Origin of the sequence: Pseudomonas mucidolens (genome assembly GCF_900106045.1) — a bacterium.
GTDB classification, from domain to species: domain Bacteria; phylum Pseudomonadota; class Gammaproteobacteria; order Pseudomonadales; family Pseudomonadaceae; genus Aquipseudomonas; species Aquipseudomonas mucidolens.
Genome location: NZ_LT629802.1, coordinates 4,910,653 through 4,935,049 on the forward strand (window position 1 = coordinate 4,910,653; position 24,397 = coordinate 4,935,049).

Sequence of the window (24,397 nt, forward strand, 5' to 3'; positions counted from 1 at the left end):
TCGTGACCCTTCGCACCTATCAGAATCACACGCCGGCCCTGGGCGCCGGGGCTTTCGTCGACGCGTCGGCGGTGGTGATCGGCGATGTCGAGATCGGCACGCACAGCTCGGTCTGGCCGCTGACGGTGATCCGTGGCGACATGCACCGCATCCGCATCGGTGCGCGCACCAGCGTGCAAGACGGCTGCGTGCTGCACATTACCCATGCCGGACCTTTCAACCCTGACGGTTTCCCGCTGCTGATCGGGGACGACGTGACCATCGCCCACAAAGTCATGCTGCACGGCTGCACGATCGGCAGTCGGATCCTGATCGGCATGGGCAGCATTGTGATGGACGGTGCCGTGGTGGAGGACGATGTGATTATCGGTGCGGGCAGCCTGGTGCCGCCCGGCAAGAAACTCGAGAGCGGATTCTTGTACGTCGGCAGCCCGGTAAAGCAAATCCGCCCGTTGACTGACAAGGAGCGCGCCTTTTTCACTTACAGCGCCGCGAACTACGTGAAGCTCAAGGACCTGCACCTGGCTGAAGGATTCGACCAATGAGCCTGCATTACCAAACCGTTCTCTTCGACCTCGACGGAACCCTCACCGACCCACGGGAAGGCATCACCCGCTCCATCCAGTATGCCTTGGGCAAACTGGGGATCGACGAGCCCGACCTGAGCAGACTCGAGCACTTTATCGGTCCACCGCTGCTGCAGGCCTTCATGCAGTTCTATGATTTCGACGAGGCCAAGGCCTGGCAAGCGGTGAACTTCTATCGCGAGCGCTTCAAGGTCACGGGGCTGTATGAAAACCGGCTGTTCGAGGGCGTCATGCCGCTGCTGCAAGACTTGAACAGCCAGGGCCGGCAACTGTATGTGGCCACCTCCAAGCCGTGGGAATTTGCCCGCGAAATCGCCCGCCATTTCGATTTCGCCAAGCATTTCAAGCTGATCTACGGCAGTGAACTGGACGGCACGCGCACCAATAAGGTCGAGCTGATCGCCCACTTGATGAGCGAGGAAGGGCTGGACCCCGCCAGTACCTTGATGGTTGGCGACCGCAAGCACGACCTGATCGGGGCCCGCAGCAATGGACTGGATGCCGCGGCGGTAGGGTATGGGTTTGGCAGTTTTGAGGAGTTGAGCGCCGAGGCGCCGACTTGGCACTTTGAGACGTTAGCCGATATGCATCAGGCGTTTTTGCGGCGCCCTTGAGAGCGTCTTCGCGAGCAAGCCCGCTCCCACATTTTGCTCGGTGTTTGCAGGTCAAATGTGTGTCGGCTTGCTCGCGAAGAGGCCCTAAAGACCCAGACTCTCCAACTGCCTTAACGCCGCCTTGCGCGGCGCTATCGGCAACCGGCCCAACTGTTCCACCGCGCTGTAGAACTTCACCCAATCCCCGCCTTGCTGCTGAAACAATGCTGCAAACGCCGGCACCCATTGGTCGTACAGTCCAAACGGCAACAGCCGCGCATTGTTCATCGGTTGATTGATCCAGGCGTCATAACGCCTGTCGCCGGCCCACTGGCTGTCACGCAACTGGCGGTAGTCGCTGCGCAAACGCTCGAACTCTGCCTGCTTGGCCCGGCGCATTGCATCGGCCGCTAAAGGCTGCGCGTAGAGCGTTTCCAGGCGTTTGCGGGTGTCGAGGAGCAAACGGATAAACTGGTCGCGCTGCTGCAACGCGGCCTGACTGGCCGGCGCGAGGCCACGGGCTGTACGCCATTGCCGGGTACCTTCCTGCTCGACGAAGGTGGCAAACGACTCATTGAACGCGGTGTCGTCCTTCACATAAACACGCTGGTGGGCCAGTTCGTGAAAGATCAGCGTCGCCAGTCGCTCTTCGCCCCACGCCATCATCGAACTCATGATCGGATCATTGAACCAGCCCAGGGTGGAATAGGCTTCAACCCCACCAATCGACACGTCCATGCCGCGTTGCTGCAACAACGCTGCCTGACCCCGCGCCGCGCCCTGGCTGTAATAACCGCGATAAGCCACGCAGCCCGCAATCGGAAAGCAATGGTTCTGCGGTGACAGGGAAAATTCGGAGGTGGCGAAGAGATTCCAGACGACGTAGGGTCGACCGATATCGGCATACAGTCGGTAACTCTGGTTATCCGGCAAGTGCAGTTGCTGACTGGCAAAAGTACGTGCCTCCTGGGAATGAACCAAGTGCTTGCGCAACACCTGCGGCCGCGACGGGTCGGCAATCACCTCGGCCACCGGCACCCGCGCCCGCAGCAATTGCCATTGGCCGCTGGCGAGTTGGCTGTAATAGCTGACACTGGAACACCCGCCGAGCATCAAACACATCAGCCCCGCACATAAACGCCCGACCATTACACACCGCTCCTGGGTAGTTGGCCTGCCAGACTATCGTGCTTGTAGGGTGTCTGCAGCCATCGGCGCTATGCTCACATCATTCCTACCGGTGAGGACCCGACATGCGTCAGTTTCTACTTCCCTTGGCGATGATTTTTCTCAGCGCCTGTGCTTCGACACCGATTCCCGCGCCTGACCCGCAACAGGCCTGGGTCGATTTTGCCACGCCGACACCCGGCGCCAAGATGGTCATGGCGCAACGCCTGGACGGAAAATCCCTGAACGATGGCCGCTACTTCCAGGTGCCACCCGGCAGCCATGAACTGATGGTGCGTTTCGATTTTGAAGTGTATTCCGGCGGGGGCCTGGGCGGCGGGTTGAGCCAACCCCGAGACCGCACCTGTTTCATCACCGTGCAATATGACCACTTCGAGGCCGGCCAGCGCTATCGACTGGAAGGCCGCTCCCTGGCGTTTACCCCGAATATCCGGCTGTATGACGCGCAGCGTCAGTTGCTGGCCGAGGAACGCAGCGTCAACTGCCTGCCCTGATCACTCGTCATTGCGCTGGTAGATGATGGTCTTGGTGCCGTTCTCACAGGTGCCGACACGCATGGCCTCATCATGTTTGTCGCCTTCTTCCTTGCTGACAATTTCCAGCGTATAGGAAGGTACCGCGTTGGCCTGGATCTTGACCTCGATCTCTTTCCTGAGCTCTTCGCAGTCTTTCGGGGCGGCCAGCGCTGAGGTGGCCAAAGCACCGCAAATAATCGCCAAGGCAAAACGTTTCATGTGTGAAGCTCCCTAAATGCGCTGCGCACGAGTGTGCACCATGGCTGCATACTGATGAGACCACACTTGCGAAACGCGAGTTCTGATTTAACGCAGAACAAAATAACCGGGCGAGGGGATTGCCCCCTCGCCACGGGGACCTGCGATGTTTACCCAACGGTTCAGTTCACCAATGTGCCGTCCAGGGTGATGGTCGCGTTGAGCACCTTCGACACCGGGCATCCTTCCTTGGCTTTCTTGCTCAACTCATCGAACTGCGCCTGGCTGGCACCCGGAATCTTCGCCTTGAGAATCAGATGCACGGCGGTGATTGCAAAACCGCCCTCCACTTGATCCAGGGTCACTTCGGCGGTGGTGTCGATGCTGTCAGCCTTGAGCCCGGCATCGCCGAGAATCATCGAAAAGGCCATGGAGAAACAGCCGGCGTGGGCCGCGCCGATCAGTTCCTCAGGGTTGGTGCCCTTGCCGCCTTCAAAACGTGCCTTGAAGCCGTAGGGCGCTTCGCGCAGCACGCCGGTTTCAGTCGAGATGGAGCCCAGACCAGTCTTCAGGTCGCCTTCCCAGTGAGCGGATGCTGTTTTCTTGATACTCATAGCTATCTCCCATGCAGTGGTTTTGCGTCAGTAAGGTTCTGAGGATAGAAGCTCTGGCAAAGTTCACCTCATCGGAAAAACCTAGTCATTCAGTAGGAAATTTCGCAGCTGCTATTGAAACTCGGGTATATGCCCTCATTGCATAGAGCATGCACATGAAGCGGCAGGTTTTGGCTCGTCAAATCCTGCCCCCCTGGAGAAGCAGGCTTATGAAACCGCTGTCCGACGTCAAATTCTCAACCCTCGACCTGGTTCCCGTACGCGCTAACGGCAGTCCGGCGCAATCATTGCGCAACTCCCTGGACCTGGCCCAACACGTGGAACAGTTTGGCTACACCCGATTCTGGGTAGCCGAACACCACAATATGGACGGCATCGCCAGTTCCGCGACTTCCGTATTGCTGGGTTATCTGGCCGGTGGCACCTCGTCCATACGCGTCGGTTCCGGGGGGGGTGATGCTGCCCAACCACGCACCGCTGGTGATTGCAGAGCAATTCGGCACCCTGGAAAGCCTGTACCCCGGTCGTATCGACCTGGGCCTGGGCCGTGCGCCCGGCTCCGACCAGATGACCGCCCGCGCCCTGCGGCGTGAACGCTCCGGCAGCGCGGACGACTTCCCCGAAGACGTCGCTGAGCTGATGGCGTATCTGGGCCCGCGTACCCCCGACCAACGGGTGATTGCCGTACCGGGCACCGGCACCAACGTGCCGGTATGGCTGCTGGGCTCAAGCCTGTTCAGCGCACAGCTGGCAGGCGAGCGTGGTTTGCCCTACGCCTTCGCCTCGCATTTCGCACCGCGCATGATGCATGAGGCGATTCGCGTCTATCGCAATCACTTCAAGCCTTCAGCCGTATTGGACAAGCCCTACGTCATGCTTGGTGTGCCCTTGGTGGCCGCCGATACCGATGAGCAGGCCGATTACCTGGCGACCTCGGTGTACCAACGGATTCTGGCGCTGATGCGCGGACAAAGCCTGGTGCAGCGCCCGCCGGTGAAAACCATGGACGGCCTGTGGCTACCCCATGAGAAAGACGCCGTCGCCAGCTTCCTCGGCCTGGCAATGGTCGGCAGCCCGGCGAAGATTCGCGCCAAGCTGGAAGTGCTGGTCGAACAGACCGGCGCCGACGAGTTGATCTTTACGTGTGACCTGTACGAGCACGCCGACCGGCTCCGCTCCTACGAGCTGCTGGCCCAGGTAATGAAGGGCTGATCGTCAGCCATAAAAAAACCGACGCTCCGGCGTCGGTTTTCATGTCTGCCGCACGGGATCACCCGCGGTTGTAGACAATTTCCTTGGTACCGCCCTCACAGCTGCCGACCACTTCGCCACTGGCGGCTGTGCCCTTGTCCACCACTTCCAGGGTGTAGCCTGAAGCGCCATTGGCCTGGATCTTCGCGTCAATTTCACTTTTCAGCTCTTCACACGGCTTGCCCGCCGCCAGGGCCGTGCCCGCGATGCTCAACAAACCTACCGCTAACAGAAACTTGTTCATCCGATACTTTCCTTGCGCTGATCAAAAAAGCGCGCCGACGCGCATCGCATCGGCGCTCCAAGGTTGTAGCGCAGGTTATGGCAATCAGCCAGCGTGCAAAGTTCAACCGACCCGATCAACTATTGGCAATACGAAAGCCCACCTTGATGGTCACTTGAAAGTGCGCGGCCTTACCGTCCTTGATGTGCCCACGGGTTTCGGTGACCTCGAACCACTCCAAGTGCTTGATGCTCTTGCTGGCTTCGGCCAACGCGTTGTTGATGGCGTCCTCGATACTGCTGGGGGACGAACCGACCAATTCGACTTTCTTGTAGGTGTGATGATCAGACATGACGTTTCTCCTGAGGGGGTAAATGAAGCCTAGCAGTCAATGCTCTTACTGCTTGTGGCGGCTTTCCCTATCTCAAAGTTCAGATTTACTGCACTTTCTGAAACCGCCGCAGTCGGAATCAACACACGCCACTCAATCACTCCAGGAGAGCCCACATGGCCAACACCTCTTTACGCAAAGCGTCATTGGAAAGCATGGAAGCCGAGATTTCGAGCCTGCTCAAATCCCTTGAGAGCCTCAAGGACGACACATCGGACGAGTCGCGCAAAACGCTGAAGGCCCTGAAAAGCAATGCCGAGAACGCCCTCAAGCATTCTCGCCATCTGATCAGCGACGCCTATGAAGAAAGCAAAGTGAAAATCCGCGAAACCGGTGTGGCTACCCGAGATTACGCGCAGGAGCACCCATGGACTACCGCCGGCGTCGCCGTTGGCGCGCTGGGCCTGCTGGCCGCTTATCTGCTGTGCAAACGCGGTAACTGAGACACCGGCTACGCCGGCTGGCGCTCAAGCTCGGCCTTGAGCCACTGCGCCAGCTGTCGCGCGCGCCCGTCCGCGGCGCGCTTGGGTAGCCATAACGCCAGTTGCGCCGGGGTTTCACTAAACCCCCACGGCGCAACCAGGCGCCCCGCCCGCAGATCCTCCGCCACCAGCGGCTGCGGCGCAATCGCTACACCCAGGCCCGCCACGGCCGCCTCAAGTAAATAATACAAATGCTCGAAACCCTGACCGTATTTCAACGCGCCAGCCTCGATTCCATGCTGTCGCGCCCAACTGGGCCAGGCTTGCGGGCGTGAAGTGGTGTGCAGCAGAGGTTCCTCCAGCAAGGCATTGGCAGAGGTTTTGCGCAGGCGCTCATAATGCGCAAAGCGCGGGCTCAACACCGGACCGATCCGTTCGCTGGCCAGCGCGTACACCTGCATATCCGCCGGCCAGGGTGGCTCGGCAAATACCAGCAGGGCATCCAGCCCCGGGCGCCGAGGATCAAGATCGCCTTCTCCCGCCGACAGGTGCAAGCGCAAGTCCGGCAAGTCCGCATTCAAACGACCCAGGCGCGGAATAAACCAGCGCGCCAGCAAGCTGCCTGATAGACCCAACACAAACGGCGCATCGGCGCTGCTTTGCGACAGTTCGCCACAGACGTCGCGTAAACGCTCGAAAGCCTCGTAGCTGGCGTCTCGCAAGCGCGCGCCGGCATCTGTGAGTTTAAGGCCGCGTCCTTCCTTGACGAAAAGACTCAGGCCAAGGTGTTCTTCCAAGACTTTCAACTGTCGGCTGACGGCGCCATGGGTAACATGCAATTGTTCCGCAGCCTGGCTGACGCTATTGAGCCTAGCGGTGGCTTCGAACGCGCGCAGGGCGTTCAGTGGGGGAAGGTCTCGGCTCATGGTATCTGTGAGTTTTCCTGACATGTTGCAGCGATCTTATCGGTTTTCACAGCAGAGCGTCAGGGGTAGAGTGACGGTCATTGCTTCTCCCCCATTCTCTTCCTGGAGCGCCCCATGACTCAGTCCCAGACCGATTTACGCAACGGCCCTGACGCCAACGGCCTGTTCGGCGCGTTCGGCGGCCGCTACGTGGCAGAAACCCTGATGCCGTTGATCCTCGACCTGGCCCGCGAATACGAAGCGGCCAAGGTCGATCCGGCTTTCAACGAAGAGCTGGCCTACTTCCAGCGCGACTACGTCGGGCGCCCAAGCCCGCTGTACTTCGCTGAACGCCTGACCGAGTTCTGTGGCGGCGCCAAGATCTACCTCAAGCGCGAAGAGCTGAACCACACCGGCGCGCACAAGATCAACAATTGCATCGGGCAGATTCTGTTGGCGCGGCGCATGGGCAAAAAACGCATCATTGCCGAGACCGGCGCCGGTATGCACGGTGTGGCCACCGCCACCGTCGCCGCGCGTTTTGGGTTGCAATGCGTGATCTACATGGGCACCACCGACATCGAACGCCAACAGGCCAACGTGTTCCGCATGAAGCTTCTGGGCGCCGAAGTGATCCCGGTGGTCGCCGGTACCGGCACCCTGAAGGACGCGATGAACGAAGCCTTGCGCGATTGGGTGACCAACGTCGACAGCACCTTCTACCTGATCGGCACCGTGGCTGGTCCACATCCTTATCCCGCGATGGTGCGCGACTTCCAGGCCGTGATCGGCAAGGAAACCCGCGACCAGATGCAGACCCAGGAAGGGCGCCTGCCTGACAGCCTGGTGGCGTGCATCGGTGGCGGCTCCAACGCCATGGGCCTGTTCCACCCGTTCCTGGATGACACCAACGTGCAGATCATCGGCGTCGAAGCGGCCGGTCATGGCATCGAAACCGGCAAGCACGCCGCCAGCCTCAACGGCGGTGTGCCCGGCGTACTGCACGGGAACCGCACCTTCCTGTTGCAAGACGACGACGGTCAAATCATCGACGCACACTCGATTTCCGCCGGCCTCGATTATCCCGGCATCGGCCCTGAGCACGCTTGGTTGCATGACATCGGCCGCGTCCAGTACACCTCGGTGACCGACGACGAAGCCCTCGCAGCCTTTCACCAATGCTGCCGCCTGGAAGGGATTATCCCTGCACTCGAAAGCGCCCACGCCTTGGCTGAAGTGTTCAAGCGCGCACCGAGCCTGCCCAAGGATCACCTGATGGTGGTCAACCTCTCAGGCCGTGGCGACAAAGACATGCAGACCGTGATGTTCCACATGGAACACTCTGAACAAGAACAATCCCAGCAGGAGAAACACTGATGAGCCGCCTGCAAACGCGCTTTTCGCAACTCAAGGAACAGAACCGTGCCGCCCTGGTGACCTTCGTCACCGCCGGCGACCCGGGTTATGACACCTCGCTGGCGATCCTCAAGGGCTTGCCGGCGGCCGGTGCCGATGTGATCGAGCTGGGCATGCCGTTCACCGATCCAATGGCCGACGGGCCGGCCATCCAACTGGCAAACATCCGCGCGCTGACCGCCAAACAGAACCTGGCGAAAACCCTGCAAATGGTGCGTGAGTTCCGCAAAGACAACAACGACACGCCGTTAGTATTGATGGGGTATTTCAACCCGATCCACAAATACGGCGTACCGCAGTTTATTGACGACGCCAAGGCCGCCGGTGTCGACGGCCTGATTGTGGTCGACATGCCGCCCGAACATAACGGCGAACTGTGCGATCCGGCCCAGGCCGCAGGCATCGATTTTATTCGCCTGACCACGCCGACCACTGACGATAGGCGTCTACCGACCGTACTGAACGGCAGCTCCGGGTTTGTGTATTACGTATCGGTCGCTGGCGTGACCGGTGCCGGTGCCGCCACCCTGGAACACGTCGAAGAAGCCGTGACCCGTCTGCGTCGCCATACCGACCTGCCCATCAGCATCGGCTTCGGCATCCGCACGCCGGAACAAGCGGCGGCCATTGCGCGCCTGGCGGACGGGGTGGTGGTGGGTTCGGCACTGATCGATCACATCGCCAATGCCAGTGATGACGCGCAGGCGATTGATGGGGTGTTGAGTTTGTGCGCAGCGTTGTCGGAAGGTGTACGCAACGCACGTAAGTAAGTGGTGCGGATAGGCGGTTGCGGAGCCCTAGCGCTGCGGGCCGAGCCGCTTGAGAGGGGATTTCGAACGTTGTTCGGGGTCCCTTTTTTTGTGGGTTGTGTCCATATCCGCTACTGCGGTAGCGGCTGATATAGGTTCCCCTGCGTTCGACCCGCATGGGTTAACGGGGGCGCTCAAGATCAAACCGTCTTCTGTAGGAGCGAGCTTGCTCGCGAAAAATCTGAGGACGCCGCGGGATTTCAGGTTTCCCGTGTCATCGTTAACGATTTTCGCGAGCAAGCTCGCTCCTACAAAGTCCAAGCGCCAAGTTCCCCCAAGCCCCTACAACTCAATCCGCTCCACCTTGCCCACCAGCAGAATGTAGGAAAGCGCCCCCAACAATGCCAGGACCGCGACATAGGTAATCGCCGGCGCAAACGAATCCCCGGTAGCGAGAAACCCAATCACGATCGGCGTGGTAATCGCCGCCAAGTTGCCGATAAAGTTAAACACTCCACCCGTCAGCCCCAACAACCGTGCCGGCGCCAGGGTCGAGACCAGCGACCAGGTGATCGATGCCAGGCCATTGCCAAAAAACGCCACCGCCAGACACGCAATCACCAACGGTGTCGAGTCGACAAAGTTAGCGCCGATGATCGCCGTGGAAATCAGCAGCCCACTGATAATCGGCAGCTTGCGCGCAAAGCCGACCGAAGCGCCTCGGCGGATCAACCAGTCGGAAAACAACCCGGAACACAACACGCCGACAAAGGCCGCAAGAAACGGCAGAGAAGCGAGCATGCCGGACTTGATGAAATCCATGCCGCGATATTTCACCAGGTACGTCGGGAACCACGTGAGGAAGAACCATAGCGTCGAGTTCAGGCAGAACTGCCCCAGATAGATGCCCCACAGCTTGCGCTTGCTAAGCACGATCCCCAGATCGACCCAACTGAATGGCGCCTTGCGCTGGGCGGTTTGCGTCTGCAGATCCACCAACCCGCCGCCTTCGCGGATCAACTCGATTTCAGCAGCGTTGACGCCCTTGAAGTCCCGCGGCTCACGATACACCGCGTACCAGATCACCGCCCAAAGGATGCCCACGGCACCGGTGCTGACAAACACCATGTGCCAACCATAGTGGTGCTGCAACCAAGCCAGCACCGGCGTGAGGAACGCCAGCCCGACAAATTGCCCGGAGGTATAAAAACCAATCGCCGTGGCGCGCTCCCGCTCGGGAAACCAACTGGTAACCACCCGATTGTTGATCGGATAAGCCGGTGCTTCCAGGGCGCCAACCGCCATGCGCAGGACGAACAAGGCGATAAAGCTGGCAGCAAAGCCAAGCATCACCGTGGCGATCGACCACAGCAGCAAGGCAACGCTGTAGAGAATGCGCGGCGGCACGCGGTCCACCAGCCAGCCGCCGGGAATTTGCATGGCGGCGTAGGTCCAGCCGAAGGCCGAGAAAATCAACCCGACATGCACCGGGTCGATGTCCAGTTCGCTGGTCAGGGCCGGTGCGGCAATCGACAGGTTACTGCGGTCCAGGTAGTTGATCACCACCGTGATAAATAACAGGACCATGATGAAATAGCGCTTGCGACTAGGCGCCACCAAAGACGCGTGTCCGGTGCTTGGAGGGGAGAGCATAGAGGCCTCTTTTTATGGTTGTTGAGGACGGGGAAGCTGGGGCACTAATACCTGCAGGAGCGAGGGGGCGCCCAGCGCTTGCTCGCGAAAATCGTCAACGATGACACGGGAAGCCTGACTCCCCGAGGCGCTCTCAGGTTTTTCGCGGGCAAGCCCGCTCCTACAGGGTGTCAGCTCACCACTCGGCAAAACTGCCATCGGCATGGCGCCAGATCGGGTTGCGCCAGCGGTGGCCGATGGCGGCGCGTTCGATCACATATTCCTCGTTGATCTCGATACCCAGGCCCGGCCCGTTGGGGATTTTCACGAAGCCCTGGTCATAATCGAAGACGCCCGGATCCCGGACGTAGTCCAGCAGGTCATTGCTCTCGTTGTAGTGAATGCCCAGGCTCTGCTCCTGGATAAACGCGTTGTAGCAAACCGCGTCCAGTTGCAGGCATGCCGCCAGCGCAATCGGCCCCAACGGACAGTGCAGGGCCAGCGCCACATCGTAGGCTTCGGCCATATTGGCGATCTTGCGGGTTTCGGTAATGCCGCCGGCGTGGGACGCATCCGGCTGGATGATGTCGACGTAGCCTTCGCTGAGCACACGCTTGAAATCCCAGCGCGAGAACAGCCGCTCGCCAAGAGCAATCGGGGTGCTGGTCAGCGGCGCCAGTTCTTTCAACGCTTCATAGTTTTCGCTGAGCACCGGCTCTTCGATGAACATCAGCTTGTACGGGTCCAACTCCTTCATCAGCACCTTGGCCATCGGCTTATGGACCCGCCCATGGAAGTCCACGCCAATGCCGACGTTCGGCCCCACCGCATCGCGCACGGCGGCGACGTTGGCCAGGGCCTGGTCGACCTTTTCAAAGGTATCGAGGAATTGCAGCTCTTCGGTGCCGTTCATCTTCACCGCGGTAAAACCACGGGAAACCGCTTCTTTGGCGGCGCGGGCGGTGTCGGCCGGGCGGTCGCCACCGATCCACGAGTACACACGAATCTTGTTGCGCACCTGGCCGCCCAGCAGGTCGCTGACCGACACGCCCAGCGCCTTGCCCTTGATGTCCCACAGCGCCTGGTCGATACCCGCCAGCGCGCTCATATGAATCGCGCCACCACGGTAGAAACCGCCGCGATACAGCACTGTCCAGATGTCTTCGATATTGCGCGGGTCTTTGCCGATCAAGTAGTCGGACAGTTCCTCGACGGCCGCCGCCACAGTGTGGGCGCGGCCTTCAACCACGGGCTCGCCCCAGCCAGTCACGCCCTGATCGGTTTCCACTTTGAGGAAACACCAGCGCGGCGGCACGATGTAAGTCGTCAGTTTGGTGATTTTCATCTTCTTATCTCTCTTGTCGGATGCGACGCCCGTGGCGCCATACACAATCAGTTCAAGGCATTCCAGGCCGCGACATACGCCTGGGCGCGGCTCGCCACTTGATCAACTGTCATGCCCGGCTTGAACAGCCCGGAGCCCAGTCCAAAACCTTTGACGCCGGCGTCGACGAACACCTGCATGTTGTCCGGTGTGATGCCGCCGACGGGCAGCAACACCGTGCCGGCCGGCAAGACGGCAAGCCAGGCCTTGACCACCGCCGGGCCCATTTGCTCGGCCGGGAACAGCTTCAACACATCAGCGCCCTCAGCCAGCGCCGCAAACGCTTCGGTCGGCGTGGCAACACCGGGCGACAGGTACAGGCCCGCGGCCTTTGCCGCGCGCAGCACCTGGGCATCGCTGTGGGGCATCACGATCACTTGGCCGCCCGCCGCCTTGACCTGCTGCACCTGCTCGGCGGTCAGCACCGTGCCGGCGCCGATCAGGCAATCGGCGGGCAGGCTGTCGCGCAAGGTGCGGATGCTGGTGTAAGGGTCCGGCGAGTTGAGCGGCACTTCGATGACCCGGAATCCGGCCTGGTACAACACCTGGCCGATAGCGTGGGCCTCATCCGGGCGCAGGCCGCGCAGGATTGCGATCAAACCGTTGTGTGTCAGTGCTTGCTTGAGCATCTCAGGCCTCCAATAAGGGTTGAACGAGCCCGGCCGCGACAGCCAGTTGCCACAAGCCCCGTTCAGCGGCCTCGCGCGCCAGGGTCACGTGGGGAAAGCCGCATGACTGGAGGGCCCGCTGATAGCGGCTGCACAACGCGTTGTTGCCCACCAGAACGATATCGCGGTGCTGGGTGTTGTTGCGTGCCCGCAAGCCGGAGAGCTCGTGGCCAATCAGCAGGCCGGAAAGGTAATCCGGCTGTTCCTCGGGGCTCAGCTCGCCGGCCAAACCCAGCGCACGGGTGCTGAACAGCGTCGACAGCAGGCCCATCTTGCCGTCGGCCGACAGCGTTACCTGCACACCTCGGTCAAACGCGGCGGCCTGGAACGTGTCAGCGGTTTTTTGCGTGCGACCCAGGATGCTGTGATCGCGCAACACGGCAAACAGCTCGCCAGTCATGAAGGTGTCGAAATGGGTGATGCAACCGCGGCTCACTTCGACCCATTTGGAATGGCTCCCCGGCAAGCCGATCAACACGTCATCGGCGGTCAGGCTTTGCAGTACGCCCAATACTTGGGTTTCCTCGCCGCGCATCACGTTGGCCACGCCGTCGCGCTGCATCACGCCCGGCACGATATGCACGTCGCTGCCGCGCAGGCTGCGCACCACGTGCAACGCCTGTCCCAAGGTCGTGACATCGGCCGGGCTGTCACGGTACGCCGTCTCGCTCCAGCCCTGGGCGCTGCCCACCATACCGCAGGCAATGACCGGCAGGTGAGGCTGGGTATCCAGCCAATCTCCACAGGCCGCATCAAAGGCCAACTCGAAGCCATTGCTGCAATGCACACCGTTAATCATCCGCGCCTCGGTGGGCAAATGCATGATCCCCGAGGCCAGGGAGCGTCGTTCAAGGACTTGGCCACCAGGACCGAGTTTGTAGGCACGAAGGGAGGTGGTTCCCCAATCGAGCGCGATCAATTGCGCCTGCATCGCTTCACCTGAAGTCAGAGAGTGCTGAAAAAGCAGATGAGGCGAATATAAACCTAAGGCCTACGAAATCTCAATATATAAATACAGATCCCATATATTGGAACAAGCTAAAGGGAGTTCCCCGCGCGTTCACACGCTTACACTGCTCAACCGTGGGGAGTCAGGCCTGGAAAATCGACAGATCCAGGGTACGCATGGCGCCCATCCAGATTGCGTGCTCAGTGTGATCCTTCAGGTCGTCGCCGGTGTCGGGATGCAGGAACACCACCAGCCCGTTGCGATTAAGCGCCAGCCACGGCAGCGCCAAGCCGATGTACTCGGGATCGAACGCCAACTGGCAACTCCAGTCGGGGTGCGGCCCCACCGGGCGCTCATGCATGCGTCCCATGCGCAAGGGAAATATGGTCGCCGCGTCTTCACAGAGCTTGCGCGCCTGGTCGAGGGTAGTGGCGTCGAAGTAGATATGGGCGTGATACCCCTTGATACGTTGCATGCCAGGCTCCGGACTCGGTAATCGGCAAATCCTAGACCGCAATGGAGGGCAGGGCCAGCCCCGTCAGTGACTGCGCGCTGCTGGCCTGTTCCGCAGCCAGCCAGTCGACAAAGCGATCGATCAGTTGTCCACGCCGTTTGCGCTGGGGCAGCACCACGTAATAGCCGTAACGCGAAATCACTGTGTCGCCAATCGGACGACACAACCACTTCTGTTGCAACAGATCGTCCACCAGATGCCGCCAACCAATGGCCACGCCCTGGCCGGCAATCGCCGCCTGGATCAGCAGCGTGTAGTTGTCGAAGCGCAATGGCCCCGGCCCCGGCGCGGCGGTGATGCCCAGCGCTCGGAAGACGCCGCTCCAGTCGAACCATTGGCTGTTGTTTTCCTGGCGCAGGTGCAGCAACGGGTAGTCCTGCAAACTCTCCAGCGACAGCGGCGTGTTACGACCCTTGAGCAATTGCGGACTGCACACCGGGAATACTTCTTCGTTGAACAGCCATTGGCTGTCGCCCTGTTTGAAACGGCCATCGCCGAACAGCACCGCCACGTCGATATCGCTGCGCAAGGTTGCATGGTTGCGCTCGCTGGTCACCAGGCTCACGTCCACCTGCGGGTTGGCGTCATGAAAACGCTGCAGGCGCGGCATCAGCCAGTACGCGGCGAACGCAAAATCCGTCGCCACCTGCAGGACTTCATGCTGATCCTGCTGGGTGATGGCACTCAAGCCCTGGTTAATGTGCTGTAAACCACCCTGCACATGCTCGAACAGCACAGCCCCAGCCTCGGTCAGTTCGATGCCCCGGTAAATGCGATCAAACAGGCGAATGCCGAGCCGCTCTTCGAGGCGTTTGATCTGCTGGCTGATCGCCGGTTGAGTGGTGCCGAGTTCCATCGCCGCCGCGGTAAAGCTGCGTTGGCGGGCGGCCACTTCAAAGGCGCGCAGCAGATCCAGGGACAGCTCACCAAGGGCTTCATACATAAGCAGTGCTTATCCTAGACATTGTTTTCCATGGGCTTTACCAAGTTTTCCGTGGGCTGCATCCTCAACCACAGCATTCTCGCATAACTATTCACTATGGAACGCCGCGAAACCATGAAGCGCAAGAACATTCTTTTCATCATGGCCGATCAAATGGCCGCGCCGTTGCTTCCGTTCTACGGTTCTTCGCCTATCAAACTACCGAACCTGAGCCGACTGGCCGCTGAAGGAGTGGTGTTCGACGCCGCGTACTGCAACAGCCCATTGTGTGCGCCATCGCGCTTCACCCTGGTCAGTGGTCAGTTGCCGAGCAAGATCGGCGCCTATGACAACGCAGCGGACTTTCCCGCCGACGTGCCTACTTACGCCCATTACCTGCGCCGTCTCGGCTACCGCACCGCGCTGTCGGGCAAGATGCATTTCTGCGGTCCGGACCAACTCCACGGTTATGAAGAGCGCCTGACCAGCGATATCTACCCGGCCGACTATGGCTGGGCGGTGAATTGGGACGAGCCCGACGTACGCCCTACCTGGTACCACAACATGGCGTCGGTGCTGCAAGCCGGTCCCTGCGTACGCACCAATCAGCTGGATTTTGACGAAGAGGTGGTGTTCAAGGCCCAGCAATACCTGTTCGACCACATCCGCGAAGACGGCGATCAGCCGTTCTGCCTGACCGTGTCGATGACTCATCCTCACGATCCGTACACCATTCCCAAACCGTTCTGGGATCTGTACGACGACAACGACATCCCAATGCCGACGACACCGGCGCAGAGCACACTCGATCCGCACTCCCAGCGCCTGCTCAAGGTCTACGACCTGTGGGACAAGCCGCTGCCGTTGAACAAGATCCGCGATGCGCGCCGCGCGTACTTCGGCGCCTGCAGCTACATCGACAGTAATGTCGGCAAGCTGCTGCAAACCCTCGAAGACACCGGCCTGGCCGATGGCACCCTGATCGTCTTCTCCGGCGACCACGGCGACATGCTGGGGGAGCGCGGGCTCTGGTACAAAATGCACTGGTTTGAAATGGCCGCCCGAGTGCCGCTGTTGATCAGTGCGCCGGGGCAGTTCAAGGCCGCTCGGGTGAGCGCGGCGGTGTCCACGGCGGACCTGTTGCCGACCCTGGTGGAACTGGCCGGCGGTGAACTGGACGCCAACCTGCCCCTGGACGGGCGCTCGCTGGTCCCGCACTTGCAGGGGCAGGGCGGGCATGACGAAGTGTTCGGCGAATACATGGCCGAAGGCACCATCAGCCCGCTGATGATGATCCGTCGTGGCGCTTACAAATTCATCTACAGCGAAGACGATCCTTGCCTATTGTTTGATGTGCACAACGACCCGCGTGAACAGCAAGAGCTCAGCCAGTCGCCGCAGCATCGCGCGCTGTTCGACGCGTTCCTCAGCGAAGCGCGGGCCAAATGGGACATCCCGGCGATCCACCAGCAGGTGCTCGCCAGCCAACGCCGTCGGCGCCTGGTAAGCGAAGCGCTGACCCAAGGCAAACTCAAGAGCTGGGATCACCAGCCGCTGGTGGACGCCACCCAGCAGTACATGCGCAACCATATCGACCTGGACGATCTGGAACGCAAGGCGCGTTATCCACAACCCTGCCAAAACCAATAAATTCAGTTAGGGGAAGGCCATGCAAACGTTATCCACAACCCATTTATCCAGGCTATTGGGCGCTGGGCTGCTACTGTTGAGCGCCACCAGTGTGTATGCCGATTCCAGTTGCGAGACGGTGAAGATGGCCGATCCAGGCTGGAGCGATATTGCCGCGACCAATGCCATTACCGGTTTTCTATTGAGCGGCATGGGCTACAAGCCCGAGATCGCCACCTTGGCCGTGCCGATCATCTACGGCGGGCTCAAGGACAGCCAGATGGATGTGTTCATGGGTAACTGGATGCCGGCGCAACAAGGCTTCTACGACAAGTTCGTGGCCAATGGTGATGTGGTGCAGTTGGCAAAAAACCTCGAGGGCACCGAATTCACCCTCGCCGTGCCGGATTACGTATGGGACGCCGGCGTGCGTGATTTTGCCGACTTGAATAAATTTGCCGACAAGTTTGGCAAGAAGGTCTACGGCATCGGTTCCGGCGCGCCGGCCAATCTCTCGCTGCACGAGATCATCAAGAAAAATGACTTCGATCTTGGCCAGTGGAAGCTGGTCGAATCCAGTGAACAAGCGATGCTGGCCGAAGTGTCCCGGGCCGTGAAGCGCAAGCGTTTCGTCACTTTCCTCGGCTGGACGCCGCACCCAATGAACGTGCAGTTGAAGATGCATTACCTCAAAGGCGGCGAGAAATACTTTGGCGACACCGGCAGCGTGTATACGTTGACCCGCAAGGGATATGCACAGGCCTGCCCGAATGTCGGGAAGCTGCTGACCAACCTGAGTTTTACCCAGGAGATGGAGAACAGCATCATGGCCGAGGTGGCGGACAAGAAAGTCAGCAATGAAGAAGCGGCGAAAGCCTGGATCAAGGCCAATCCGGCAGTGTTGGATAAGTGGTTGGATGGGGTGAAGACAGTAGATGGCGAGGATGCGTTGGCGTCTGTCAAAGCCAAGCTTTGACAGCCATCCCCACCCTAACCCTGTCGAAACTTCGGACCTCCCCAATGGGGGAAAGGGGCTGAGCGAAGTGTGCTGATAATTGGCGACCTGATAGTCCGAGTAACGAGCTTGCAGGTCGCTGCAAATCATCAATGTCTCCGGATCGGCCCCCACCCCTCTGGGCATAGGTATCGACACGATGTTGCCTCACGTTTAAATCCAGAGCTGTTGTGGCGAGCGGGCTTGCCCCGCGCTGGGCTGCGAAGCAGCCCCAGTAAGCCAAATGCGCTGTATCAGATACTCCGCAACGGCTGGTTTTGAGGCTGCTCCGCAACCCAGCGCGGGGCAAGCCCGCTCGCCACCGGGAAATTCGTCAGTTTCTGACAGTTGTGCAGACCTTGCCCCAATCCCTCCAACCCTTCACCCTTGTTTCCATCGCCCAAGCCCGAGTTCGTCATGCCACGGCCCAACCGCCATACTCTTTTTCCGTTCCTCAGTTGGCTCCCTCAACAGACCCGCGCCAGCGTCCGGCGTGATGCGATGGTCGGTCTCAGCGGCGCCGTTCTCGCACTACCGCAATCCATCGCCTACGCCCTGATCGCCGGCCTGCCACCGGAATATGGCCTGTACGCCGCGATCATCCCGGTGCTGATCGCCTGTCTCTGGGGCTCGTCCTGGCATCTGATCTGCGGCCCCACGGCGGCGATTTCGATTGTGCTCTACGCCAGCATCAGCCCGTTGGCGCTGCCCGGCTCCCAGGACTACATCACCCTGATCCTGTTGCTGACGTTTCTGGCCGGTGTCTTCCAATGGTTATTGGGCATGTTGCGCTTCGGCGCGCTGGTGAATTTTGTCTCGCACTCGGTGGTCATCGGTTTCACCCTGGGCGCCGCCGTGGTCATTGCCCTGGGCCAGTTGCCCAACCTGCTGGGGCTGGACCTGCCAAGCGAGGCAACGGCGATCAATAGCCTGCTGGCGTTGATCGGCCACAGCAGGGAGTGGGACCGACCTTCGCTGGTGCTCGGATTGGGCACCTTGCTGGTGGGCGTGGTGCTCAAATACTGGGTACCACGCTGGCCGACCTTGTTGATTGCCCTGGCCTTGGGCAGCCTAGCGGCATGGCTCTGGCCGTCGCTGTTCGGGCATGTGGCGCGGGTCAGTTCATTTGTCGGCAAACTGCCGCCGTTCAGCCCTCTGCCGCTGCTGGACCTGGACATGATCCTGCGCCTGCTGCCCAGCGCTGTGGCCGTGGGCATGCTGGGACTGGTGACCAGCCTGTCGATCGCCCGCTCGTTATCCACGCGCTCGCAACAACTGCTCGACGCCAACCAGGAAGTCCGCGCCCAGGGTTTATCCAATATCGCCGGCGGATTTTTCTCCGGCTATCTGTCGGCCGGTTCCTTCACACGCTCCGGGCTCAGCGTTGAGGCCGGTGCCCGCTCACCATTGGCCGGGGTATTTTCTGCCTTGTGGGTCACGCTGTTTGCACTGTTCGGTGCCTCGCTGATCGCCCATATCCCGATCCCGAGCATGGCCGCCAGCATCCTGCTGATTTGTTGGGGGCTGGTGGATTATCGGGGCATTCGGGCGGTGTTCCGGGTCAGTCGCGCAGAGTTTGTGGTGATGAGCCTGACGTGCCTGGCCACGCTGCTGTTGGAGTTGCAGGCGGCGATCTATGCCGGGGTGCTGGCGTCGCTGTTTTTCTACCTCAAGCGCACGTCGCAACCACGGGTCCAACAATGGCGCGACGGGGAGGAAGACGTATTGCGGGTCGACGGCTCGATTTTTTTTGGCGCCAGCCATTACCTGCAAGTGCGGTTGCAGAGTTTGCAGGGCCAACGCGTGGTGATCGAGGCGCAGCAAATCAACTTTATCGACTACTCCGGGGTGACCATGCTGCACCAGGAAGCCAGGCGACTGGAAGGTCTGGGACGCAGCCTCAGATTACGTGGGGCCCGACCGCAAGTGGTGGATGAATTGAAAAAACTGGAAGGGGCCGAGCAATGCCCCATCCAGTTCGATGACTGATTACAGCGCCAGCTGTCGACGCAACTCAGCCAGCACCGGCACGGTGTCCGGCCGCACGCCGCGCCACAGAAAGAACGCTTCCGCCGCTTGTTCCGCGAGCATGCCCAAGCCGTCCATCGCCACGGCAGCGCCCTGGTCACTGGCCCAGCGACAGAATGCCGTCGGCTGCTTGGCATACATCATGTCGTAGCAAAAGGTCTTGCCCGGTTCGATCAAACTGCCGGCGATCGGCGGTACATCGCCAGACAAGCTGGCGGACGTAGCGTTAATGATCAGGTCCACCGACTCGTGCAACCAATCAAAACCACTGGCCGAAACCGGGCCGAGGTCGTCGAATGATTCAGCCAGCAACTCGGCCTTTTCCACCGTGCGATTGGCAATGATCAGCGACCCCGGCTTTTCCGCCAGCAACGGTTCCAGCGCCCCACGCACAGCGCCGCCGGCGCCCAACAGAAGAATGCGCTTGTCTTCAAGGCTGAACCCGGCATTGACTGTCAGGTCGCGCACCAGGCCGGCGCCGTCGGTGTTATCACCCAGCAGGCTGCCATCGGCGAGCTTGCTCAAGGTGTTTACCGCTCCGGCACGCTGGGCACGTTCGGTGAGGGTATTGGCCAAGCGATAAGCCTCTTCCTTGAACGGCACAGTGACGTTAGCGCCACGGCCCTGTTGGAAAAACTCACGGGCGCACGTGGTGAAATCCTCCAGTGGTGCGAGCAAAGTGCTGTAGTCCAACTGCTCGCCGGTCTGCTCGGCGAACAAGCGATGGATCAGCGGCGACTTGCTGTGCCCGATGGGGTTGCCAAACACCACATAACGATCCATCAGCTCGCCGCCTTCGGCGCGGCAACGCCCAGCCAGTCGCGGTCTTGCAGAAAGTAATTGGTCAGGCGCGCTTCTTCGCTCCCGGCGGCGGCTTTCCAGTCATAGCTCCAGCGTACTTGCGGCGGCAGGGACATCAGGATCGATTCGGTACGCCCACCTGATTGCAGGCCGAACAATGTGCCGCGGTCATACACCAGGTTGAATTCCACGTAGCGGCCACGACGAAACTCCTGGAATGCTCGCTGTTGCTCGGTATAAGCCATGGCTTTACGGCGCTGGACGATCGGCAGGTAGGCGTCGATATAGGCATCGCCGATGGCGCGCATGAAAGCGAAGCAGGTGTCGAAGTCCCACGCATTCAAATCATCGAAGAACAGGCCGCCGATGCCCCGGGGCTCGTTGCGATGCTTGATATGGAAATAGCTGTCGCACCAGGCTTTGTAACGCGCATAGACATCCGGCCCGAACGGCGCGCAAGCCTGCTCGGCCACCCGGTGCCAGTGGATGCAGTCTTCTTCGTTGCCGTAATAAGGCGTCAGGTCGAAGCCGCCACCGAACCACCAGACGGCTTCTTCGCCGTCTTTTTCCGCGATGAAAAACCGCACATTGGCGTGGGACGTCGGCACATGGGGGTTGTGCGGATGGATCACCAGCGACACGCCCAGGGCCTCAAAGCCGCGACCGGCCAGCTCGGGACGGTGGGCGCTGGCAGACGGTGGGAGGTTCGCGCCAAATACGTGGGAAAAATTAACGCCGCCTTTTTCGATCACCGAACCGTTCTCGATCACTCGTGTGCGCCCCCCGCCACCGGCAGGCCGGGTCCAGGCGTCTTCAATAAAGCGAGTGTCCGTCTCGAAGGTTTCCAGGGCGCTGCAAATACGGTCTTGCAGGTCGAGCAGGTAGGCTTTAACAGCCTCGGTGCGGGTAGTCATGGCATCACCTTGAATCGGGCAAAGCTACGCGAGGCCATTGGGCATCGGCGGCAAATGGGCGCACAGGATAACACCGCCTCAAGTACTGCCGCAGTTGACGAAGATCAAGCTTAGGAGTCCGATAGGAGTCCTTCGTGAAAACGACCCAAGGAGAGTGCAGATGCCCAAACGTATCCAGTTCCGAGCCCATGGCGGCCCTGAAGTCCTTGAATATGAGGACTACACGCCGGCAGAGCCGGGCCCGCAGCAGGTCCGCGTCAGCAACAAAGCGATTGGCCTGAACTTCATCGATACCTACTTCCGCAGCGGCCTGTACGCACCTCCAGCCTTACCGTCGGGCCTGGGCGCGGAAGGGGCCGGAGTCGTGGATGCGGTGGGCAGCGAAGTCACGCAATTCAAGGTCGGCGACCGCGTGGCCTATGGCAGCGGACCACTGGGTGCCTACAGCGAGCTGCATGTGCTGCCAGCCGCCAACCTGGTGCACCTGCCCGACAGCATCAGCTTTGAACAGGCCGCCGGCGCCATGCTCAAGGGCCTGACCGTGCAGTACCTGCTGCGCCAGACCTATGAACTCAAAGGCGGTGAAACCATCTTGTTTCATGCGGCAGCGGGCGGTGTCGGTTCCCTCGCGTGCCAATGGGCGAAAGCCCTGGGTGTGAAGCTGATTGGTACAGTCAGCTCGCCGGAAAAAGCCGCGCTGGCCAAATCGCTCGGGGCCTGGGAAACCATCGATTACAGCAAGGAAAATGTTGCGCAACGGGTACTGGAGTTGACCGACGGCAAGAAATGCCCGGTGGTGTACGACGGCGTGGGCAAGGACACTTGGCTGGCCTCGCTGGACAGCGTGTCGCCCCGTGGCCTGGTGGTCAGCTTCGGCAACGCCTCGGGCGCGGTGGACGGGGTTAACCTGGGCATTCTGTCGGCCAAGGGCTCGCTGTACGTGACCCGACCGACGCTGGCGACCTACGCCAACAATCCACAGAACCTGCAGGCAATGGCGGATGATCTGTTCTCGATGATCGAAAGCGGCAAGGTGCGGATCGACATTAACCAGCGGTACTCGCTGGCGGATGCGGCGAAGGCGCAGACCGAGTTGTCGGCGCGGCGTACGACGGGTTCGACTATTTTGTTGCCGTGACATCTTAGGGTTTGGAAGGACGCTATCGCGAGCAAGCCCGCGATAGCCAGGCCTGGGTCTCAGGACGCGCGCCGAACCTCGCCAGTCGCCAAGTCTCGAATCAAACTCGGATTCTTGCGCCCGCCCAAACTGCCACTCAGCACCAGATCCACCTGGCCGCGGAAATACTGCTCGACGCGAATCCGCGTGCGGGCCGCCGGTCGGCCTTGAGGGTTGGCCGAGGTGGAAATCAGCGGCCCCACCAGCGCACACAAATCCCGCACCAGCGGATGATCGCTGACCCGCAACGCGACCGTGTCATGCACACCCGTGATCCACTGCGGCAGCAGGTTCTGATGGGGCACCAGCCAGGTATTGGGACCGGGCCAGGTACTGGCCATGCGGTCTATCCAGGTATCCGGAAAGTCCTCGAAGAGAAAATCGAATTGATGAATATTGTCGGCGATCAGAATCAAGCCCTTATCCACCGATCGGCCCTTGATCGCCAGTAAACGGTCTACCGCTTCCTCGTTCCAAGGGTCGCAGCCCAGGCCCCAGACGGCCTCGGTCGGATAGGCAATCACCGCGCCTGCGCGAATTTCTCGTGCGGCTTCTTGCACACGCCACCTGTTGACCATTGCTCACTCTCCGGACTAAAGCTCTGTGCAGTTTACCGATCTTCATTACAAAACCTAACTGCGCGCGAGCCAACGGCCACTTTCACAGATCACACGGCCCTCCAACTCCAACTCCGTCAGGCTCGCCAACACTTCGGACAAGCCTTGGCCGCTGGCAATCGCCAAGCCCTCGCTGGTATGCGGCGCGGCGTGCAGCAAGGCAATCAATGGATGCGTGACCGGAATCGGTGCCGGCCGCGACAGCGCCTGCCAACCGCGCAACCCCTCAAGAATATGTTCGATGGTTTCCACCAGCACCGCCCCCTCGCGAATCAACCGGTGACAGCCCCTGGCGCCCGGATGATGGATGGACCCCGGAATCGCGTACACCTCACGCCCTTGTTCCGCCGCCAGTCGGGCAGTGATCAACGAACCGCTGGCGACACTCGCCTCAACCACCAGTACCCCGAGGGACAACCCGCTGATGATGCGGTTGCGTCGCGGGAAGTTGCCAGCCTGGGGTCCGCTGTCCAACGGAAACTCCGAAACTACCGCGCTGCCTTGTTCAATCATCGCGTCGGCGAGTCGTCGGTGACGCTGTGGATAAAAATTTTCGAGACCGGTGCCCAACACGCCGATTGTCTGACCCCCGACATCTAATGCCGCCTGATGGGCCGCACCGTCTATACCAAGGGCCAGCCCACTGGTGATGACAAAACCGGCGCTCGCCAGACTGCGGGAAAAGGCGGCGGCGGTATCCATTCCCGGCCGCGAAGCACGTCGGCTGCCGACCATCGCCAACTGCGGTTTTTCCAGTATCGCGCAAGCGCCAGCCACGAAAAGCAGGGGCGGCGCATCCTCCAGTTCCGCCAGCAATGCCGGGTAATCCGGCTGGTCCCACATCAGTAAATGCTGGGCAGGACCTTTCAGCCAGGCCAATGCGCTGCTGGCGCCATCACGGATCTGCGGACTGCGTCGAGCCTCGGCACAGGCCGCCGGCAATCCCAGCGAACGCCAGGCATTGGGTGGCGCGCTGAGGGCTTTCGAGGCACAGCCAAAGGCCTCGATGAGTTTTTTGAAACGCTTGGGGCCCAGCTCCGGCAGCCGGTGTAAACGCAGCCGGGCTTCCAGCTCCGCCGGAGAAATGCCCAGGGTGTCGATTGATGACATGTGATC

General features: G+C 60.6%; 26 protein-coding genes and 1 pseudogene. 11 read left to right on the forward strand and 16 right to left on the reverse strand.

The window, feature by feature from the left end; all coding sequences use genetic code 11:
- Nucleotides 1-2 precede the first annotated feature (2 nt).
- Nucleotides 3-545, forward strand: coding sequence for a gamma carbonic anhydrase family protein (locus tag BLU75_RS22500; protein WP_084378418.1), 543 nt, complete (start codon nucleotides 3-5; stop codon nucleotides 543-545).
- On the forward strand, nucleotides 542-1,201 hold the full coding sequence (locus BLU75_RS22505) for an HAD family hydrolase (RefSeq protein ID WP_084378417.1): 660 nt from the start codon (nucleotides 542-544) through the stop codon (nucleotides 1,199-1,201). The genes BLU75_RS22500 and BLU75_RS22505 overlap by 4 nt, the downstream gene beginning before the upstream one ends.
- A gap of 84 nt (nucleotides 1,202-1,285) precedes the next feature.
- Here BLU75_RS22505 and BLU75_RS22510 read toward each other — a convergent pair whose 3' ends face one another.
- Complete coding sequence (locus tag BLU75_RS22510; protein ID WP_084378416.1) at nucleotides 1,286-2,329, reverse strand: aminopeptidase; 1,044 nt, start codon at nucleotides 2,327-2,329, stop codon at nucleotides 1,286-1,288.
- A gap of 104 nt (nucleotides 2,330-2,433) precedes the next feature.
- On the opposite strand from BLU75_RS22510, the gene BLU75_RS22515 reads away from it, so the two are divergent.
- A complete protein-coding gene (locus tag BLU75_RS22515; protein ID WP_084378415.1) occupies nucleotides 2,434-2,862 on the forward strand; it encodes a PA0061/PA0062 family lipoprotein in 429 nt (142 codons plus the stop codon).
- Here the strand turns inward: BLU75_RS22515 and BLU75_RS22520 are convergent, their stop codons facing one another.
- Both BLU75_RS22520 and BLU75_RS22525 read right to left on the reverse strand, forming a co-directional pair.
- Nucleotides 2,863-3,102, reverse strand: a complete 240-nt coding sequence (locus tag BLU75_RS22520) for a DUF1161 domain-containing protein (RefSeq protein WP_084378414.1) — start codon at nucleotides 3,100-3,102, stop codon at nucleotides 2,863-2,865. It lies immediately after the preceding gene.
- 161 nt (nucleotides 3,103-3,263) lie between these two features.
- Nucleotides 3,264-3,695 (reverse strand): OsmC family protein, encoded by a 432-nt coding sequence (locus BLU75_RS22525; protein ID WP_084378413.1) that lies wholly within the window; start codon nucleotides 3,693-3,695, stop codon nucleotides 3,264-3,266.
- Between the two features lie 209 nt (nucleotides 3,696-3,904).
- Here BLU75_RS22525 and BLU75_RS22530 point away from each other — a divergent pair.
- Nucleotides 3,905-4,907 (forward strand): annotated as a pseudogene (locus tag BLU75_RS22530) (LLM class flavin-dependent oxidoreductase).
- A 58-nt stretch (nucleotides 4,908-4,965) separates the two neighbouring features.
- Here the strand turns inward: BLU75_RS22530 and BLU75_RS22535 are convergent.
- The gene (locus BLU75_RS22535; protein ID WP_084378412.1) at nucleotides 4,966-5,190 is read right to left on the reverse strand and encodes a DUF1161 domain-containing protein; all 225 of its coding nucleotides are present in this window, start codon (nucleotides 5,188-5,190) and stop codon (nucleotides 4,966-4,968) included.
- A gap of 115 nt (nucleotides 5,191-5,305) precedes the next feature.
- Nucleotides 5,306-5,521 (reverse strand): dodecin, encoded by a 216-nt coding sequence (locus tag BLU75_RS22540; protein WP_084378411.1) that lies wholly within the window; start codon nucleotides 5,519-5,521, stop codon nucleotides 5,306-5,308.
- A gap of 155 nt (nucleotides 5,522-5,676) precedes the next feature.
- Here BLU75_RS22540 and BLU75_RS22545 point away from each other — a divergent pair, with 155 nt between their 5' ends.
- The gene (locus tag BLU75_RS22545; protein ID WP_084378410.1) at nucleotides 5,677-6,003 is read left to right on the forward strand and encodes an ElaB/YgaM/YqjD family protein; all 327 of its coding nucleotides are present in this window, start codon (nucleotides 5,677-5,679) and stop codon (nucleotides 6,001-6,003) included.
- A gap of 8 nt (nucleotides 6,004-6,011) precedes the next feature.
- Here the strand turns inward: BLU75_RS22545 and BLU75_RS22550 are convergent, their stop codons facing one another.
- A complete protein-coding gene (locus BLU75_RS22550) occupies nucleotides 6,012-6,908 on the reverse strand; it encodes a LysR family transcriptional regulator (protein WP_084378409.1) in 897 nt (298 codons plus the stop codon).
- 114 nt (nucleotides 6,909-7,022) lie between these two features.
- On the opposite strand from BLU75_RS22550, the gene trpB reads away from it, so the two are divergent.
- Both trpB and trpA read left to right on the forward strand, forming a co-directional pair.
- Nucleotides 7,023-8,264, forward strand: a complete 1,242-nt coding sequence (trpB, locus tag BLU75_RS22555; protein ID WP_084378408.1) for a tryptophan synthase subunit beta — start codon at nucleotides 7,023-7,025, stop codon at nucleotides 8,262-8,264.
- The gene (gene trpA, locus BLU75_RS22560; protein WP_084378407.1) at nucleotides 8,264-9,073 is read left to right on the forward strand and encodes a tryptophan synthase subunit alpha; all 810 of its coding nucleotides are present in this window, start codon (nucleotides 8,264-8,266) and stop codon (nucleotides 9,071-9,073) included. The genes trpB and trpA overlap by 1 nt, the downstream gene beginning before the upstream one ends.
- A gap of 321 nt (nucleotides 9,074-9,394) precedes the next feature.
- Here the strand turns inward: trpA and BLU75_RS22570 are convergent, their stop codons facing one another.
- The 6 genes from BLU75_RS22570 to BLU75_RS22595 form a co-directional block, all read right to left on the reverse strand.
- On the reverse strand, nucleotides 9,395-10,705 hold the full coding sequence (locus tag BLU75_RS22570) for an MFS transporter (RefSeq protein WP_084378405.1): 1,311 nt from the start codon (nucleotides 10,703-10,705) through the stop codon (nucleotides 9,395-9,397).
- A 175-nt stretch (nucleotides 10,706-10,880) separates the two neighbouring features.
- A complete protein-coding gene (gene dgoD, locus BLU75_RS22575; RefSeq protein ID WP_084378404.1) occupies nucleotides 10,881-12,029 on the reverse strand; it encodes a galactonate dehydratase in 1,149 nt (382 codons plus the stop codon).
- 47 nt (nucleotides 12,030-12,076) lie between these two features.
- A complete protein-coding gene (locus tag BLU75_RS22580) occupies nucleotides 12,077-12,697 on the reverse strand; it encodes a 2-dehydro-3-deoxy-6-phosphogalactonate aldolase (protein ID WP_084378403.1) in 621 nt (206 codons plus the stop codon).
- Between the two features lies 1 nt (nucleotide 12,698).
- A complete protein-coding gene (locus BLU75_RS22585; RefSeq protein WP_084378402.1) occupies nucleotides 12,699-13,667 on the reverse strand; it encodes a 2-dehydro-3-deoxygalactonokinase in 969 nt (322 codons plus the stop codon).
- A gap of 160 nt (nucleotides 13,668-13,827) precedes the next feature.
- Nucleotides 13,828-14,160: a DOPA 4,5-dioxygenase family protein gene (locus BLU75_RS22590; RefSeq protein ID WP_084378401.1), complete on the reverse strand. Its 333-nt coding sequence runs from the start codon at nucleotides 14,158-14,160 to the stop codon at nucleotides 13,828-13,830.
- A gap of 31 nt (nucleotides 14,161-14,191) precedes the next feature.
- Nucleotides 14,192-15,142 (reverse strand): choline sulfate utilization transcriptional regulator, encoded by a 951-nt coding sequence (locus tag BLU75_RS22595; RefSeq protein ID WP_084378400.1) that lies wholly within the window; start codon nucleotides 15,140-15,142, stop codon nucleotides 14,192-14,194.
- Between the two features lie 114 nt (nucleotides 15,143-15,256).
- Between BLU75_RS22595 and betC the strand changes: the two genes are divergently transcribed.
- The 3 genes from betC to BLU75_RS22610 all read left to right on the forward strand — a co-directional run bounded on the left by betC (nucleotide 15,257) and on the right by BLU75_RS22610 (nucleotide 19,733).
- Complete coding sequence (gene betC / locus BLU75_RS22600; protein ID WP_084378399.1) at nucleotides 15,257-16,771, forward strand: choline-sulfatase; 1,515 nt, start codon at nucleotides 15,257-15,259, stop codon at nucleotides 16,769-16,771.
- Between the two features lie 19 nt (nucleotides 16,772-16,790).
- Nucleotides 16,791-17,726: a choline ABC transporter substrate-binding protein gene (choX, locus tag BLU75_RS22605; protein WP_084378398.1), complete on the forward strand. Its 936-nt coding sequence runs from the start codon at nucleotides 16,791-16,793 to the stop codon at nucleotides 17,724-17,726.
- A gap of 435 nt (nucleotides 17,727-18,161) precedes the next feature.
- Nucleotides 18,162-19,733 (forward strand): SulP family inorganic anion transporter, encoded by a 1,572-nt coding sequence (locus tag BLU75_RS22610; protein ID WP_084378397.1) that lies wholly within the window; start codon nucleotides 18,162-18,164, stop codon nucleotides 19,731-19,733.
- Here BLU75_RS22610 and aroE read toward each other — a convergent pair whose 3' ends face one another.
- On the reverse strand, nucleotides 19,734-20,555 hold the full coding sequence (aroE, locus tag BLU75_RS22615; protein ID WP_090221565.1) for a shikimate dehydrogenase: 822 nt from the start codon (nucleotides 20,553-20,555) through the stop codon (nucleotides 19,734-19,736).
- Nucleotides 20,555-21,487 carry an oxygen-dependent coproporphyrinogen oxidase gene (gene hemF / locus BLU75_RS22620; protein WP_084378395.1) on the reverse strand — a complete coding sequence of 311 codons (933 nt, stop codon included), beginning with the start codon at nucleotides 21,485-21,487 and terminating at the stop codon, nucleotides 20,555-20,557. Before hemF ends, aroE begins: the two co-directional genes overlap by 1 nt.
- A 160-nt stretch (nucleotides 21,488-21,647) precedes the next feature.
- Between hemF and BLU75_RS22625 the strand changes: the two genes are divergently transcribed.
- Nucleotides 21,648-22,625 carry a quinone oxidoreductase family protein gene (locus BLU75_RS22625; protein WP_084378394.1) on the forward strand — a complete coding sequence of 326 codons (978 nt, stop codon included), beginning with the start codon at nucleotides 21,648-21,650 and terminating at the stop codon, nucleotides 22,623-22,625.
- A 59-nt stretch (nucleotides 22,626-22,684) separates the two neighbouring features.
- Here the strand turns inward: BLU75_RS22625 and tsaC are convergent, their stop codons facing one another.
- Together tsaC and dprA are read right to left on the reverse strand one after the other, a co-directional pair.
- The gene (gene tsaC, locus BLU75_RS22630) at nucleotides 22,685-23,242 is read right to left on the reverse strand and encodes an L-threonylcarbamoyladenylate synthase type 1 TsaC (protein ID WP_084378393.1); all 558 of its coding nucleotides are present in this window, start codon (nucleotides 23,240-23,242) and stop codon (nucleotides 22,685-22,687) included.
- A 54-nt stretch (nucleotides 23,243-23,296) separates the two neighbouring features.
- Nucleotides 23,297-24,391, reverse strand: coding sequence for a DNA-processing protein DprA (gene dprA, locus BLU75_RS22635; protein ID WP_084378392.1), 1,095 nt, complete (start codon nucleotides 24,389-24,391; stop codon nucleotides 23,297-23,299).
- Nucleotides 24,392-24,397 lie beyond the last annotated feature (6 nt).

Coding starts and splice junctions, on each gene's coding strand:
- BLU75_RS22505 (WP_084378417.1), top strand. CDS start 542: ATGAGCCTGCATTACCAAACCGTTCTCTTCGACCTCGACGGAACCCTC.
- BLU75_RS22510 (WP_084378416.1), bottom strand. CDS start 2,329: ATGGTCGGGCGTTTATGTGCGGGGCTGATGTGTTTGATGCTCGGCGGG.
- BLU75_RS22515 (WP_084378415.1), top strand. CDS start 2,434: ATGCGTCAGTTTCTACTTCCCTTGGCGATGATTTTTCTCAGCGCCTGT.
- BLU75_RS22520 (WP_084378414.1), bottom strand. CDS start 3,102: ATGAAACGTTTTGCCTTGGCGATTATTTGCGGTGCTTTGGCCACCTCA.
- BLU75_RS22525 (WP_084378413.1), bottom strand. CDS start 3,695: ATGAGTATCAAGAAAACAGCATCCGCTCACTGGGAAGGCGACCTGAAG.
- BLU75_RS22535 (WP_084378412.1), bottom strand. CDS start 5,190: ATGAACAAGTTTCTGTTAGCGGTAGGTTTGTTGAGCATCGCGGGCACG.
- BLU75_RS22540 (WP_084378411.1), bottom strand. CDS start 5,521: ATGTCTGATCATCACACCTACAAGAAAGTCGAATTGGTCGGTTCGTCC.
- BLU75_RS22545 (WP_084378410.1), top strand. CDS start 5,677: ATGGCCAACACCTCTTTACGCAAAGCGTCATTGGAAAGCATGGAAGCC.
- BLU75_RS22550 (WP_084378409.1), bottom strand. CDS start 6,908: ATGAGCCGAGACCTTCCCCCACTGAACGCCCTGCGCGCGTTCGAAGCC.
- trpB (WP_084378408.1), top strand. CDS start 7,023: ATGACTCAGTCCCAGACCGATTTACGCAACGGCCCTGACGCCAACGGC.
- trpA (WP_084378407.1), top strand. CDS start 8,264: ATGAGCCGCCTGCAAACGCGCTTTTCGCAACTCAAGGAACAGAACCGT.
- BLU75_RS22570 (WP_084378405.1), bottom strand. CDS start 10,705: ATGCTCTCCCCTCCAAGCACCGGACACGCGTCTTTGGTGGCGCCTAGT.
- dgoD (WP_084378404.1), bottom strand. CDS start 12,029: ATGAAAATCACCAAACTGACGACTTACATCGTGCCGCCGCGCTGGTGT.
- BLU75_RS22580 (WP_084378403.1), bottom strand. CDS start 12,697: ATGCTCAAGCAAGCACTGACACACAACGGTTTGATCGCAATCCTGCGC.
- BLU75_RS22585 (WP_084378402.1), bottom strand. CDS start 13,667: ATGCAGGCGCAATTGATCGCGCTCGATTGGGGAACCACCTCCCTTCGT.
- BLU75_RS22590 (WP_084378401.1), bottom strand. CDS start 14,160: ATGCAACGTATCAAGGGGTATCACGCCCATATCTACTTCGACGCCACT.
- BLU75_RS22595 (WP_084378400.1), bottom strand. CDS start 15,142: ATGTATGAAGCCCTTGGTGAGCTGTCCCTGGATCTGCTGCGCGCCTTT.
- betC (WP_084378399.1), top strand. CDS start 15,257: ATGAAGCGCAAGAACATTCTTTTCATCATGGCCGATCAAATGGCCGCG.
- choX (WP_084378398.1), top strand. CDS start 16,791: ATGCAAACGTTATCCACAACCCATTTATCCAGGCTATTGGGCGCTGGG.
- BLU75_RS22610 (WP_084378397.1), top strand. CDS start 18,162: ATGCCACGGCCCAACCGCCATACTCTTTTTCCGTTCCTCAGTTGGCTC.
- aroE (WP_090221565.1), bottom strand. CDS start 20,555: ATGGATCGTTATGTGGTGTTTGGCAACCCCATCGGGCACAGCAAGTCG.
- hemF (WP_084378395.1), bottom strand. CDS start 21,487: ATGACTACCCGCACCGAGGCTGTTAAAGCCTACCTGCTCGACCTGCAA.
- BLU75_RS22625 (WP_084378394.1), top strand. CDS start 21,648: ATGCCCAAACGTATCCAGTTCCGAGCCCATGGCGGCCCTGAAGTCCTT.
- tsaC (WP_084378393.1), bottom strand. CDS start 23,242: ATGGTCAACAGGTGGCGTGTGCAAGAAGCCGCACGAGAAATTCGCGCA.
- dprA (WP_084378392.1), bottom strand. CDS start 24,391: ATGTCATCAATCGACACCCTGGGCATTTCTCCGGCGGAGCTGGAAGCC.